The sequence below is a fragment of the Agrobacterium sp. T29 genome, assembly GCF_006970545.1.
GTDB classification, from domain to species: domain Bacteria; phylum Pseudomonadota; class Alphaproteobacteria; order Rhizobiales; family Rhizobiaceae; genus Agrobacterium; species Agrobacterium leguminum.
The window spans coordinates 159215-173551 of sequence record NZ_CP040642.1; the positions used below are offsets into that span (position 1 = coordinate 159215).

The 14337-nt window shown below is 55.3% G+C and carries 16 protein-coding genes; 11 read left to right on the forward strand and 5 right to left on the reverse strand.

Annotated features, from left to right (window positions below):
- Positions 1-93: 93 nt before the first annotated feature.
- The 3 genes from FGF54_RS25830 to FGF54_RS25840 are packed head-to-tail and all read right to left on the reverse strand — an operon-like array spanning position 94 to position 3831.
- The gene (locus FGF54_RS25830; RefSeq protein ID WP_142781762.1) at positions 94-1485 is read right to left on the reverse strand and encodes an amidase; all 1392 of its coding nucleotides are present in this window, start codon (positions 1483-1485) and stop codon (positions 94-96) included.
- Positions 1485-1700, reverse strand: coding sequence for a hypothetical protein (locus tag FGF54_RS25835; RefSeq protein ID WP_142781763.1), 216 nt, complete (start codon positions 1698-1700; stop codon positions 1485-1487). The genes FGF54_RS25830 and FGF54_RS25835 overlap by 1 nt, the downstream gene beginning before the upstream one ends.
- Positions 1693-3831, reverse strand: coding sequence for an acetate--CoA ligase family protein (locus FGF54_RS25840; RefSeq protein WP_142781764.1), 2139 nt, complete (start codon positions 3829-3831; stop codon positions 1693-1695). Before FGF54_RS25840 ends, FGF54_RS25835 begins: the two co-directional genes overlap by 8 nt.
- Positions 3832-3970: 139 nt before the next feature.
- Between FGF54_RS25840 and FGF54_RS25845 the strand changes: the two genes are divergently transcribed.
- Genes FGF54_RS25845 through FGF54_RS25855 form a run of 3 tightly spaced genes read left to right on the forward strand, consistent with a single transcriptional unit; the run spans position 3971 to position 5876 of the window.
- On the forward strand, positions 3971-4396 hold the full coding sequence (locus tag FGF54_RS25845) for a PaaI family thioesterase (protein ID WP_142781765.1): 426 nt from the start codon (positions 3971-3973) through the stop codon (positions 4394-4396).
- A gap of 1 nt (position 4397) precedes the next feature.
- Positions 4398-4832, forward strand: a complete 435-nt coding sequence (locus FGF54_RS25850; protein WP_168208269.1) for a nuclear transport factor 2 family protein — start codon at positions 4398-4400, stop codon at positions 4830-4832.
- Positions 4833-4838: 6 nt separating this feature from the next.
- A complete protein-coding gene (locus FGF54_RS25855; protein WP_142781767.1) occupies positions 4839-5876 on the forward strand; it encodes a LysR family transcriptional regulator in 1038 nt (345 codons plus the stop codon).
- 175 nt (positions 5877-6051) lie between these two features.
- Here the strand turns inward: FGF54_RS25855 and FGF54_RS25860 are convergent, their stop codons facing one another.
- Positions 6052-7041: an NAD(P)-dependent oxidoreductase gene (locus tag FGF54_RS25860; protein ID WP_142781768.1), complete on the reverse strand. Its 990-nt coding sequence runs from the start codon at positions 7039-7041 to the stop codon at positions 6052-6054.
- Positions 7042-7304: 263 nt separating this feature from the next.
- Here FGF54_RS25860 and FGF54_RS25865 point away from each other — a divergent pair, with 263 nt between their 5' ends.
- The 8 genes from FGF54_RS25865 to FGF54_RS25900 all read left to right on the forward strand — a co-directional run bounded on the left by FGF54_RS25865 (position 7305) and on the right by FGF54_RS25900 (position 13198).
- Positions 7305-8246, forward strand: a complete 942-nt coding sequence (locus tag FGF54_RS25865) for a tripartite tricarboxylate transporter substrate binding protein (RefSeq protein WP_142781769.1) — start codon at positions 7305-7307, stop codon at positions 8244-8246.
- 84 nt (positions 8247-8330) lie between these two features.
- Entirely contained in the window at positions 8331-9200 is an 870-nt protein-coding gene (locus FGF54_RS25870) for an SMP-30/gluconolactonase/LRE family protein (RefSeq protein ID WP_142781770.1), read from the forward strand.
- 45 nt (positions 9201-9245) lie between these two features.
- Positions 9246-9569 (forward strand): NIPSNAP family protein, encoded by a 324-nt coding sequence (locus FGF54_RS25875; protein WP_142781771.1) that lies wholly within the window; start codon positions 9246-9248, stop codon positions 9567-9569.
- 234 nt (positions 9570-9803) lie between these two features.
- Positions 9804-10013, forward strand: a complete 210-nt coding sequence (locus FGF54_RS25880; RefSeq protein ID WP_142781772.1) for a hypothetical protein — start codon at positions 9804-9806, stop codon at positions 10011-10013.
- Positions 10010-11398, forward strand: coding sequence for an amidase (locus FGF54_RS25885; RefSeq protein ID WP_142781773.1), 1389 nt, complete (start codon positions 10010-10012; stop codon positions 11396-11398). Before FGF54_RS25880 ends, FGF54_RS25885 begins: the two co-directional genes overlap by 4 nt.
- A gap of 24 nt (positions 11399-11422) precedes the next feature.
- Positions 11423-12082 (forward strand): nitrile hydratase subunit beta, encoded by a 660-nt coding sequence (nthB, locus tag FGF54_RS25890; RefSeq protein ID WP_142781774.1) that lies wholly within the window; start codon positions 11423-11425, stop codon positions 12080-12082.
- 38 nt (positions 12083-12120) lie between these two features.
- Positions 12121-12774, forward strand: coding sequence for a nitrile hydratase subunit alpha (gene nthA, locus FGF54_RS25895; RefSeq protein WP_142781775.1), 654 nt, complete (start codon positions 12121-12123; stop codon positions 12772-12774).
- A 13-nt stretch (positions 12775-12787) separates the two neighbouring features.
- On the forward strand, positions 12788-13198 hold the full coding sequence (locus tag FGF54_RS25900; RefSeq protein WP_168208270.1) for a nitrile hydratase accessory protein: 411 nt from the start codon (positions 12788-12790) through the stop codon (positions 13196-13198).
- A gap of 22 nt (positions 13199-13220) precedes the next feature.
- Here FGF54_RS25900 and FGF54_RS25905 read toward each other — a convergent pair whose 3' ends face one another.
- Positions 13221-14198 carry a LysR family transcriptional regulator gene (locus FGF54_RS25905; RefSeq protein ID WP_142781777.1) on the reverse strand — a complete coding sequence of 326 codons (978 nt, stop codon included), beginning with the start codon at positions 14196-14198 and terminating at the stop codon, positions 13221-13223.
- Positions 14199-14337: the final 139 nt, after the last annotated feature.

Consider the following 14337-nt stretch of genomic DNA (forward strand, 5'->3'; position numbering starts at 1 on the left):
AAGCCTTCCCAATCTGAAACCAAACAATTTACGGCCCCGCTTGCGGGGCCGTTTCAATGTTTCACTCACGCTTACGACAAGCTCACGGCTCGTTCACGCAAATTCGGGCAGTTTGACGTTCTGCCACTCGACGCGCTGTTCTATTGCGCTCCCGACTGCGAAGACCGTTGCCTCATCGAATGGTCGGCCGATGATCTGCACTGCGGTTGGCAAGCCGTTCGAGGCAAGGCGCACCGGCATGCTGAGCGCAGGGTGGCCTGTGGCATTCGCGGGGGTGGTCTGCATGGGGCTTGCCGAACCCATCGGGTTGGAAATATTGTCGAGGCGTGGAGCCGTTTGCAGCGTCGTCGCGGTCAACAATGCATCGTAACGGGCAAGCTGGCTGTTGACTTCATCGACCAGTTGGCGACGGATCCGCAGGGCATCGATATAATCCGCAGATGAAATCGTCGATGCCACGATAATGCGCTCCTGATTGATAGCAGCATAATCCCTGAGCCTCGCGCGAGCGTTTTCCCGGTGGATCGCATAGCCCTCGGCCATCAATATGACCCGTGCAACCGCCGCAAACATCGTGAAGTCGGGAAGTTTCATATCTTCAACGATGGCTCCTGCGTCGCGCAGAGCCGCCAGGGATTGCTCGATACCTGCCAGCACTTCCGGATCTATGTGAGCCATGAAGAAATCGCGCGGTACACCGATGCGCTTGCCTTTCAGGCTGGCTTTCATACCGGAAAGATAATCCGGCACCGGGTAATGCGCGCTGGCAGGATCATGAGAGTCATGACCAGCCATTGCCTGCAACGCAATGGCTGCATCCTCGATCGAGCGGGTCAATGGCCCAAGATGATCCAGCGTCCAGGAAAGAGGGAAAACGCCAGTGCGCGGAACCAGCCCGTATGTTGGCTTTATCCCCACCGTGCCGCACCATGATGCAGGTCCGCGAATGGAACCGCCTGTGTCGCTTCCCGCAGCGATGCGCAGATAACGGGCGGCTACTGCCGCTGCGCTGCCGGAGGAGGAGCCGCCAGTAAAATGATCAAGCTTCCATGGATTCAACGCCAGCGGAAACGGCAAGTCCTGCGCTGGACCGCCCCATGCGAATTCACTCGTCGCCAGCTTGCCCAGAAGAACCGTTCCGGCTTCGGCGAAGCGCCGCGCGACAACGGAATCAGTGGAGGGCACGTTTCCCAGAAGCAGCTTCGAATGACAGGTGGTTTCTATTCCAGCCGTATCATAGATATCCTTTATACCGATAGGAATACCGTGAAGAATGCCGCGATCTCTCCCAGCTTTCAACTCGGAGTCGGCTCTTTCAGCATCCTGCATGGCACGGTCAGCGGTGACCCGGATAAAGGCATGGATGGAAGGATCGAGATGCGCAATCCTGTCCAGTGAGAAACTCGTAACCTCTACGGACGTCGTTTCGCCACTGCGCAGCATCCGCGAGAGTTGCGATGTCGGTAAATCGAAGAAATCCGTCATTATTCAGCAACCTTGCTCAGATGAAAGACCGTCGAAGGTTCGACTTCGGGCGAAAGCGTGCTGCTCAGCAAGCCGATCTGGCTTTTCAGGTCCGCGTAGGTCGAAAGAAGCGCCTGCCGCTGCTCCGGGGTCGCCGGGATACCCTCCTTTAGCAGTAAAAATTCGAATTCGCGTGCGAGATCGTGCTGTTCATTTTCGGGGTCGGGTTCACTCATGATCATGCCTTTTTGAGGAGTTTTCAGTTATGGGAGAAGCGATCACCACCGCGTCGAGTGCGAAAACACCGGAACCGGCCTTCAACACAAGGACAGGGTTGATATCGACAGAATCCACCGTATCCCTGGTGGCTTCAGCAAAGATTGAAAGGCGGGACAGGAGCATGGCAAGCGCTTCGATGTCTGCAGGATCGCCACCGCGAAAACCATGCAGCAACTGTGCGCACCGCGTTGCCCCGATCATCCGTTTCGCTTCCTCCGTTCCGAACGGTGCCCGGCGTATGCTCACGTCTTCGAACAGTTCGGCCATCGTGCCGCCAAGTCCAAACATGACCATGGGGCCAAATGCCGGATCCCGCTTGATACCGGCGATCACCTCCACGCCGCGCGGCGCCATCGGAACGACCATGATTCCTTCTATCCGCGCATCGGGTGCAGCCCTGGCTGCGCGATCTTTCAATGTCACAAATGCGCTTCGGACAGCCTCCTCGCCATCGACACCGAGGATCACGCCGCCAATCTCGGTTTTGTGAAGGATATCCGGCGAAACGATTTTCATGACGACTGGCGTGCTACCCGAAGAAGACCATGCCAGCACGGCCTCTTCCGCCGACTGCACAAGCGTAGTGGGAAGGAAAGGAATACCTGCTGCCTTTAGAATCCCAAGCGAGGCCAGTTCCGACAACGGGCTTGCCACGTTGACGGCAACGGCTTCAATCACTGGCATCGCCTCAGCGGGAGCGGCATCGAAGCCCTCCCTCAGTCGGGCTAGCGCAGAGAGTGCGCTCATGGCGCGCGCAGTGTCGTTGAACACCAGGAATCCCATGTCTTCATATCGCTTCACGGTCTCCTTGCTTGCCAGCATGCACAGGACGGTCGGGCGGTCTCTGTGGGCACGCGTGCCATCATCGATTGCCGCCATCAGGGCATCGCCAAAAGTCGGCGATGAAGGAAGCATGGTGAAATGGCCGACAATGGCATCGTAGCCCCCCTCCTCGTAGAGCAGACTGAAAGTCTTGCTCAACGTATCGAGATTGTTCAGCGCCCCTGCCGTCACATCGCAAGGGTTCACCATCGATCCGAACGGGGCAAGCTCGGATAGCTTGTGGCGAAGTTCAGGCGATGTCGGCTTCACGTCAAGCTTGTTGCGTTCCGCCGCATCCGCCATCTGGATGCCAAAACCGCCGGAGAGACTGACAAGCGCCACCTTGCGACCTTTGGGGAATTTTTGCCGTGTGCAGGCATAGGCGACATCGACATGCTCCTCGGCACTATAGACCCGGCAAACGCCAAACTCGGCAAAAATCGCGTCGATGACCCTTTCCTCGCCAGCGAGGGCAGCCGTATGAGACATCGCTGCGGCGGACCCCGCCTCGGATTCGCCTGCCTTGAAAAAAACAACCGCCTTGCGGTTTCGGCGGGCCATTTCAAGCGAACGGATGAGGGCCTGTCCATCCCGAATACCCTCGGCATAGACCATGATCACCGAGACATCTTCCCGCTCCGCCATCCAGCCGATGCAGGTGGCCACGTCTACATCGACCTCGTTGCCAGTCGAGGCCCAATAGCGGATACCGACGCCACGTGAACGGCACATATGCGCAAGATGAGCGCCATATGCTCCGCTCTGGCTGATGACAGCAACCTGACCGTCTTCGATTGGTCCTTCATCGAACGTACTGGCGAAGGTGCCTATAAAGCCTGAAGCCGAGTTGAAGACACCCAGGCAATTCGGCCCGAAGATGCGCATACCGCTCTCGCCCGAAATACGGGCGATCTCTGCCTGCGCCCTCATGCCCTCATCACCAACTTCGGCAAAACCCGATGCGAAGACCACGGCGCCAGCCACACCGCGCAGGGCGCACTCTTCCAGCGCTGCCAGCGTGCGCTCAGCAGAGACACAGATCAGCGCCATGTCAGGGTTTGTCGGCACATCTGCCAGCGATCTGTAAGCTTTCAGTCCCTGCACCACCTCGCGCTTCGGGTGAACGGCAAATATATCTCCTTTGTAACCAGCCGACAGCATATAGTGAAGCGGCCTGCCGGAAAGCCTCTGACGATCATCGGAGGCGCCGATGACCGCAACGCTGGCGGGGTTGAATATTCGATCGAAAGTTGTCCTTAACGTCATGCCTACTACCTCCTCAAAGCTTGCGCGCGTCGTCGGGCGTCCGATAGCAGTTATCGACTTTATGTTGATGAAGTCAACATGCCGTGCTACTGCTTTATACGATATAGTGTTGATCTAGTTGAGGGAGGATATCAAAAAAATGTATGAATACAGTGGATTTGCCGGATCGCTTGGCCTCAGTCTCATTGACTGGAGTTATGGATCTGCAAAATTTGCGCTGGACGTAGAGCCCCGCCATCTCAACATGGGAGGCATATTGCATGGCGGTATCATCATGACCATGATTGATGTCACCGGAGGCCGCTCCGGCTGCTGGTCCGGGCCGGAGGACGAGCCGAAATTCTCGCTGACCGTTTCGCTGACATCGAATTTTATCGGTCAGGCCCGTCAGGGATTGGTGACGGCCATCGGCTCACTGCGCGGCAACGGAAAAACGATTTTCACATCCAGCATTGACGTTTTCGACGAGCACGGATCGGTCATTGCAACCGGTATGGGCACATACAGATACCGCAAACCATTTATTGAGCGGCACAATGATGCGAGCAGGGAAGGAAATCAGTGACATGAAACTCGATTATTCGATAGACCGTGAGATTCGAAACCTGATATCGCAATACTGCTATATGCTTGACACCCACCGCCTTGCGGACCTCTCCCGGTTGTTTGCCGGAGATGGTATCTGGACAACCCATTACGGAGAAGCTCAGGGGCCAACAGCAATAGAGCAGCTACTTATCAGGCTCATTCCGCAAAAGCCGTCGCGCAAGCATTTTGTGGCCAATACCATACTGACAGAAGGTGAAGACTGCATTATCGCCACATCCTACTATCTGGTCGTTCGTGAAAGCGATGCCGGGCCGATCGTCTCGGTTGCGGGTACGTATCACGATACGATCATATGGGAGGATGGCTGGAAGTTCCGGCACCGCCGCCTGCAACAGGACATCACCGGTGATCTGGGGCTTGCGCCCGGCGCGATTGACAAGCCGGCAGGTTGAAGGTGCATGCAATGGCTGCCTGACCTGACAGTTCTGATGAGAGGAGAAAACGTATTGGTCACAATGTCGGATACGGATGGGGGCGCTCATCCCGAAACCCTCGGTGAAAGCGATCTGTCAGGGGGGGTACTCGGGCGTATCGATTTGAATTTGCTCAAGGTGTTTTATGCCGTCATGAGCGAACGCAATGTCACGCGCGCAGCTGGGAAGCTTGCCATGACGCAGCCCGCAGTGAGCAACGCCCTCCAACGGCTGAGATCGATCTATGACGACCGGCTTTTTGTTCGATCCCGCGAAGGCGTTGCTCCGACCGAGCGGGCCATCATGATCTGGAACGATATCGAACCGGCAATGGACACCATTCTGTCTGCGATTTCCATCTCCGAGTTTTCGGCAGCATCGACACGGCGCACATTCAACGTTGCCGTAACGGACACTTTGGCGCACCGTGCGGTTCCCGCGATTACGCTCAGACTGAGGCAGGAAGCATCATTTGCACGAATCCATTTTCATCTTCATTCCGATCCGGGTTCACGCACGCTTCTTGAAAGAGGAGTGCTCGACTGCGCTGTCGGCATGTTTCCGAACCCAAGTGCGGGGCTGATGTATGAGCCGCTGCTGGCAGATGACTATGTTTGTGCATCGGCAAAGCGTAACCGTGCCATTACCTTTCCACTGAGTGTCGAAACGTTCGTATCCTTCAAACACATACTTGTTCGGCAGTCCGACAGCTGGACCGGCATTGTGGATACCTGGATGAAACTTCAGGGCCTGCAGCGTGAGAACGTGGTTATCGTCAATTCCGCATATGATGCGATCTCGCTTGTTATCGCATCCGACCTCGTCTCAGCCGTGCCGCACCGTTTCGCCAGGGCCGATCCCCGCCATGATGAACTTGTGCTTACACCTTTACCATTCGCGACAGAAAAGATCATATACAAGCTTTCCTGGCACGAGCGGAATACACGCGACCCAGCCAATACATGGCTGCGCGGGATCATACGACAAACGATTGAAGACGTGTGCGGAACATCTTCCTTTTGATTCAAGAGTCCGTTTGGAAACTCGGCGGCGGAGAGCTGCCGAGTGATTTTTTTGGCGGACGAGGAGAAGATCGTAGGTGATATCCTTCGATATCGACAAGATTTTCGACGCTGTCAGATGCAAATATCACCGTCAGATCGACCCGTACGACGTTTTAAAACGGGCTTTAAGCCTTCTACGTGTTTTTGCTATGAATCAAGGTACGACCGGAATCTCCTACACCTACGAGACCTTTGGGCTCATGGCCAGAGGCGATAAGCCCAATGTTCTCAACAACAAGCTCGCCAAGCCGATACAGGCTTTCCCTGTCGCCGAACGCAGCCGTATGGGGTGTGAGGACGACATTCTCCAGCGACCATAACGGAGACGAGGCGTCGAGCGGCTCACGTATGAATACATCAAGACCAGCGCCACCAAGATGTCCCGTCGCAAGGAGGTCGAACAGCGCCGCCTCGTCGACAAGTTCTCCACGTCCAACGTTTATGACGAAGGCACCTTGTGGCAAGGCAGCAAGACGGCTGCGGTCCAGAAGCCGGTCGGTCTGGGCATTGAGCGGTAAGGTCATAATGACGATCTCCGCTTCAGGCAGATAGCAGTCGAGTTCGCTGATCGGCTGAATGTGGACCGACGCGTCCTGTCGGCCCGTCCTCGCAACGACAGTAACCTGCGCACCGAGCAGACGCAGTACGGGTGCAAGAGTAGCGCCTATGTCGCCGTGGCCAAGAAGCAGGACGCGCAGTCCCGGCAGGGACAGGAGATTTGGCTGAGTGTCTGATCTTGTCCATTTGCTCGACTGGCGCGCGCGCTCAGCATCCGGCAGCCTCCGAAGGAGAGCCATCAACAACGCGAGCGCATGCCCTGCGACCGACCGGCCCCAGACACCTGCGGCACGCATCACCAGAACTCCTTCTGGAGCTCCGAGATCCTGATAAGCTTCATAACCTGCGGCCGAGAGCTGAATCCACTTCAGCATGGCTGCTGTTTTGCGAATCTCAGGAACAATCTGGCGGTACGTTCCGCTCCCGATCACCAACCCCTCTGCCGTTGGCAACTTTTGCACGAGTTCTTCAAGGGAGGAAATGGCAACAGGCTCTGCTCCTGTGTGCTGCGTTATCGCCTGGAAGAGTGGTAGCGGATCCGTCGGGGTAAAAATAAGAATTCGCATCGTTCTGCCTGTCTTTAAAACGCATGTTTACCGGACCCGAAAGCATGCTGTCGCAATCTGCGGATCCAACTTTCCGTTGCCTGCTCACCTTGTTTTTCACAAAATCCGGTTTGCCCAAGTTTTCTACACACAGGGTGTTGCGTGCGCAACTTAATTATGATTTCATCACTCAAATGGATGAAAGTTGGGTGTTTGGAGGTATATTCGAGATTTTCTCGGTAAGTTTATCATTCATGTGAATATTGATTTGGGAGGATCAATTCATGCAGAAAATTATCATGACGGTTGCTTTAGTACTCGGTCTCACCACTGGTGGCGCCTCTGCCGAAAATGTTACATTGATCGTGCCGTTCTCAGCCGGTGGCCCCATGGACCAGATTGGTCGCGTGATCGCGCCTGCCCTTCAGGACGAACTGGGTCAGACCGTCATCGTTGACAACAGACCCGGGGCTGGTGGCGTGATCGGCATGAATGCCGCCGCAGTGGCGAAACCGGACGGCAATACCCTCGTTCTGACGGGACAAGGCCATGTGCTCAGTTCGCTGACCCAGAAAAGCAAGTTACCCTACAAGCCGCTCGACAGTTTTTCCATGATTGCGCTCGTGGGTAAACTTCCGGCAGCTCTCGTAACAAGGAAGGATTTACCCGTCGAAAACCTCGCCGACGTCCAGAAACTGGCGATGCAGAAAAAGCTCCATTTCGGATCTTCCGGCGTGGGCAATTCGCCACATCTGGCCGGTGAAATGATGAATGCCGCAATGGGAACGCAGATGGTCCATGTCCCTTATGCCGGCGTCGGACCGGTCATTGCAGATCTCATCGCTGGCAATGTCGACATGGTTGTCGCCGATCTCCCGGTCGTTATTTCGCATGTAAAGGCTGGCACACTGAAAGGAATTGCCGTTTTCGGATCGGAGCGCGCGGAGGTTATGCCGGATTTGCCGACCAGTGCCGAAGAAGGTTTTGCCGATCTGGTGACCGGCAATTACTATTACGTGCTTGGCCCCGCAGGTCTTTCTGATGAAAAGCGCTCCAGACTGGAACAAGCAGTGCTTGCCGCCACAGCCCGCCCGGAGACGGCAAAGGCACTAAAAGCGGCTGGACTGGGTGAGCCAGCCAATGGGGCGGCATTGCATGAACTGCTGGCCGCCGAACTCAAAAAGTGGGAACCCTACGTCAAGAAGCTCAATCTTGACTCCAACTAGCCGTCCGGATGCATTGGTCCGTATCGAAGCTGATCCGAGCCAATGCATCATTAAATTCATCCGATATGTGAACTGGTGATATAAATGCAAATCGATTGTGTCGTGAAAGCTCAAAACAGGCTTGGAGAAAGCCCGGTCTGGTCTTCTCGTGAAAACCGGCTCTACTGGATCGATAGCCGTGGTCCGGCAATCTTCCGCTACGATCCGGCGACCGGAAAAATTGATGAGAGATCGATGGACACGGTGATCGGCAGCATATGTCTGCGGGAAAGCGGCGGGCTGGTCGTTGCACAGCAGAGCGGGCTTTATTTCTACGACTTCGACACAGATCGCCTGACGCCATTGGCAAATCCTGAAGGTGACCGACCGGAAAACCGTTTCAACGATGGGCGTTGCGATCGCAATGGACGTTTCTGGGTCGGTTCGATGAACGATGTCAGGCGTGATCCCACCGGCTGGCTTTATCGCATCGATGCAGATCATGGCATTAATCCCATCCGCGACGACATCATCGTTCCAAACAGCATATGCTGGTCTCCTGATAACACAGTCATGTATTTTGCAGATACCTATCGCGACATCATGCTCACTTACTCTTTCGACGCGGAGGCAGGCATTATCGACGATCCGAAAGTGTTTGCCGACACCTCGGATACCGAGGGCAGACCTGACGGCTCAGCGGTCGATGCCGAAGGATATATATGGAACGCGATGTTCGGCGGCGGCCGTTTGCGCCGGTACGCGCCGGACGGACGCATTGACCGGGAGATTGCTCTGCCCGTTACGCAGCCTTCCTGCTGCTGCTTCGGCGGCCCGGATCTCTCCACACTTTATATCACCACCGCAACCCAGCGCCTTGCCCCCGAAATATTGGAACAACAGCCGTTGGCAGGCTCCTTGCTGGCCATCGATCCGGGCGTGCAAGGTCTTCCGGAGGCGATGTACCGTGGCTGAAAGACCAGACTTTGCAATTAGATTTTATCCGAAGGACATGACTTCATGATCTACGATCACCGGACCTATACAGTCGCACATGGAAAAATGAAGGAGTACCTGCATCGGTACGAAACCATTGCACTACCGATCTCTCTGCGGCATCTCGGACCGCTGGTGGGCTTCTGGACTTCCGAAATCGGCCCCCTCAATCAGGTTATCCATATCTGGCAGTATGACAGCATGCAGGATAGGGAAGACCGGCGCGCACGTATGTACGCCGATCCGGAATGGCAGGAATTCCTGAAACTCAATGCAGGAACCTTCGTGCAGCAGGAGGTGAAAATTCTCAAACCTGCGGCATTTCACAGACCGGTCGCAGCCGTCTGACGCAGGCATACGGACCGGAAACCGGCCTCATTTAGCAAGATGATGTTTCTCATCATCGATGGGAATTTGTCGGCTATGTGAGCACGAGATAGTGTTTCGGGCATATGTGATCGGCACGCGTCCCGTTCGCATCTTGCGCGTATCCGACATGCGTATAGCCGAAGGCTGCTTTCGCATCGATGGTCTCGTTCTGCCCCGGCTCTGCCGGGGTTTCCTTGTTATTGAAGGCACGGCATGACTTATACACCCCAATCGGTCGCCAGCGAATTCGATCTTCTGATGAGCAGGGCAAAACTCGAAATTGACGCCGGATGGCGCGAACAGATGCTGGTCGAGTTTTCGCATATGCGGCGGGAACTGGACATCATCCACACTCTGGCCAATGAGGCCACTGCGCCGGTGGATGTTGCAAAATCGATAATCTCTGGAAGAGACGAAATATGACGCTTGCCGATCTGTCCCTGCGTTCACTTGGAACGAAACTCCGTGCACGCGAAATTTCCTCCGTTGAGCTTACCCGCTGGACACTGGATAAGGCGGAAGCCTCCAATCGGGCGCTTGATGCATTCATCCGCATCCTGCCTGAAAACGCACTGGCTGCCGCCGAAAAAGCCGACCGGGATTTTGCGGCAGGCATCGATCGCGGCCCGATGCAGGGTATTCCGTACGGAGCGAAAGATCTGTTTGACGTGGCGGGGCTTCCGACGACCTGCCATTCAAAAATCCATAAGGATGCAGTGGCAACGCGTGATGCCGCCGTTATCGAAAAACTTTCCATGGGCGGCGCCGTTCTGGTCGGGAAAATGGCAACGCATGAATATGCCCTTTATGGACCGGATGTGCAGCTCCCCTTCCCTCCGGCACGCAATCCATGGAATTTCGAGCGCATCACCGGCGGCTCTTCGAGTGGCTCGGCCTCGGCGATCGCTGGCGGCGTCCTGCGTATGGCTCTTGGAACCGACACGGGAGGATCGATCCGCACGCCTTCGTCATGGTCAGGAACCGTTGGTCTGAAGCCGACATTCGGACGGGTGTCGAGACGCGGCTGTTTTCCATTGTCCTGGTCGCTCGACCATTGCGGTGCCCTGACGCGAACGGTCGAGGATGCAGCGGTTGCTCTCAACGTGCTTGCTGGGTTCGACCCGCTGGATGATGACTGCGCCGACGTTCCTGTCTCTGATTACACCTCTGGACTTGGCCATTCCGTAAAAGGCATGAAGATCGGTATTGCCCGCTCCCTGCTGGTCACCGCCTCCGATGAGGTTCTTGCAGGCATCGAACGGGTCGCCGACCTTCTGCGTCATTCGGGCGCCGAGGTTTTCGACGTTGAAACGCCACCTCTCGCCTGGTTTGGAACGATCATCCGGGCGTTACTCCTGACGGAAGGCCACCATATTCATGAGGCCAACCTGCGGTCGCGGGTACATGACTTCGGCCCCCTCTCCGCTCGCCGGCTTGCACTTGGCGCGGCATATACCGCAACAGACTATCTTGCCTGCCTGAAGGTCAGGCGAATGCTTGCGCAGCGTGTATCCGCCGTCTTTTCCGGATGCGACATATTGCTGTGCGCGACCACAGCGAATGCCGCGCCGCGCTACTCACCTGTACCCGATCCGTTCAATCCGCAAGGACCGTCGATGACGAACCCGTTCAACGTGACGGGCAATCCGGCCATCAGTGTGCCTGTAGGTCTGAACAGTGAAGGTATGCCGCTATCGGTGCAACTGATCGGAAAACTTTTCGACGAAAAGACCTTACTCCAGGTTGCTCAGGAGGTTGAAACACTGAGCGGATGGACGGAAATCGCACTTCCGGACTACACTGCATAAGTCAGGATAAAGGAGAGTGTATCCATGAATGGCATTCATGATATGGGTGGAATGCACGGCTTCGGTCCAATTCCGGATATCGACAACGAAGAACCGTTTCATCATGAGTGGGAGCGCCGTATTTTCGCGGTCAATTTTGCGGCAGGCGGTCTGGGTCTCTGGACCATAGATCAGGTCCGCTCCGAAATGGAAGCTCTACCCCCCGAAGAGTATCTTCGAGGTGACGACTATTTTCGCCGTTTCGTTCTCAGGCTTGAGCGTCTGGCGATCAAGCACAAGCTTGCAAGCCGCGAGGAAATTAGCAGCGGGAAAGCTATCCATTCGCCACGGCCGGATATGGCGGCCCTGACACCTGAAAAAATTCCCGTCATGGTCGCCAAAGGCAACTCTTCCGTTCGCGCAGCGACTTCAGAAGCGCGCTTCAAGGTCGGGGATCACGTCAGGGCGCGCAATCTCAACCCATCGACACATACACGCCTGCCACGCTATGTCCGCGGCCATACAGGTATAGTGACGATGATACATGGAGTGCATGTCTATCCGGACCACAGTGCACTGGGACAGGAAGACCCACAATGGCTTTACGCCGTGTCCTTCGAAGGACGCACATTGTGGGGCGAAGGCACTGAACCGGGTTGCGACGTGGTGATCGATGCATTCGAGCCCTATCTCGAGCCAGCCTGAGCTGGACCGTCAATCTCAATCAAGTTCTGGAGTGTGCCATGTCCGGCAGCCACGATCACGATCATCATCACCATGATCACGACCATTCGCATCTTACGGAAACGGAGCTGCGCGTACGCGCACTCGAAACGCTCTTTACGGAAAAAGGCTATGTCGATCCACGAACGCTGGAAACGATCCTTGAGACATATGAAACGAAAATCGGTCCGCGAAATGGCGCGCGTGTCGTCGCACGCGCCTGGAGTGATCCGGCATATATGGAGTGGTTGAAAACCGACGGTAGCGCGGCGATCGCCTCGCTTGGATATGCTGGCAGACAGGGGGAGCATATCGTTGCACTCATCAACACACCAGAAGTCCACAATGTCGTCGTATGTACACTTTGCTCCTGCTATCCGTGGCCAGTCCTTGGATTGCCGCCTTCATGGTATAAATCATCCGCCTATCGGTCGCGTGTGGTGATCGAGCCGCGCGCGGTCCTTTCCGAATTTGGACTCGTCCTGCCTGAAACGACTCGTGTCAGGGTTTGGGATTCAACGTCTGAAATGCGCTATCTCGTGATACCTATGCGCCCCGGTGGCGTTGAAGGATGGGCGGAGGATAAACTGGCAGATCTTGTCAACCGTGATTCCATGATCGGCACACGTCTTGCGACATCGGTGTCGGAGCTGAACAGCGGGCAGACCGAATAGGGAGATGACGGCAATGGAAAATATGGAGCCGAAAATTTCATGCGGCATTGAGCCGCCTGTCTGGGATGAAGGCACGGGTATGGTTTTCGCGGAACCATGGCAAGGGCAGATATTCGCCATGACAATCGCGCTCAATGAGGCCGGGAAATTCAACTGGAGCGACTGGGTCGCGGTTTTTTCCAGGCACCGCAAAACAAGCGCCAGCACAGGCCTCCCGGATACGGTCATGACTTACTATGATGACTGGCTCAATGCACTGGAGGAGATAACCGATACCCTGGCGCTCGTCACGCATGACGAATGCCGTATCTATAAGCATGCCTGGGAACACGCGACCCATCGCACACCTCACGGAAAGCCGATCATCTTAGAAGACAGGGACTTTCAGGCTACTCGGTCAAAAACTCAGGAAGAGGTCGGCTAACCCTGATTAGAATAAAACTCGACTATGCATGGCATGAGTTTGCAGAATCCAGCTTTAATCTGAGTGCCGGACTTTGTGGCGAAGAGAGACGCATCTCGGTGTGGCTTTCCACGATTGATTTGATAAGGGAACGAAGCCAGACGCGACCTGGGTCGCGTTTGGATCGTTCGTGCCAGGTGAGATTGTAATCTATTTGCGGGTGCTCGACCGGTATCCGGCTGACCACGAAATCGTTGGCGTTTCGTAAGGCCTCCACGAATGAACGTGGAAGAGCGATAAGCAGATTCGTTGTGCGGACGATCTCGAGGGCATCCATCGCACTGTTGACGACAAGTACGATGTCCCGTTGGCAGGTATTTTCAAGAAGCCAGTAATCGACAACGCCAATATCTCGCCCAGGCTGCTTCAGGAGAACGTGTTTTGCCGCAGCAAACGCTTCGAGCGTCAACGGAATACGCGACAGGGGATGGTTGCGCCTCATGACGCATACATATTCGTCCTTCAGAATAGTTTCGCACAGCAATCCCTGCGGCATTTCCACAAACATCCCGACCGCGCAGTCGAGCTTGCCTTTTTCCAATCCATCGATCGATTTGTCCGGCGAATGCAATTGAAAGTACAGTCTGGCATTCGGTGCCGCAACGACGAAACGCTGCGAAATGGCAGGCACGATACGCGATGCGAGCGTATCTGCTACCGCCACGTTGAAAACCTGCGTTGTCTGCGATGGTTCAAACTGCAACGGGAGGGAGACGGATTTTATCCTTTCGAGCCCTTCCTGCAAATCAGGCCATACATTAAGCGCTTTATCTGTTGGCTCTATACCGCCCGGAACTTTTATGAACAACTCGTCCTGAAAGAGAAACCGCAATCGGCGCAGCGCGTTGCTGACTGCGGGCTGACTCATGGAAAGCCGTTGCCCTGCTTTCGTTACACTGCGTTCAATCATGATCGCGTAGAACACGTTGATTAGGTTGAGATCGATTCTATGTTCACCCATCTTGTTCCCCTTGGCCTATTCTGTTGCTGGCCATATGACTGTCGATCAATATAATTCTGGCATTTAGCGAAAACAGTTCAAAGCCTTTGCACTAAAATCAATTTACCCGACAACTAGCTATTATCTAGATAATCCAATA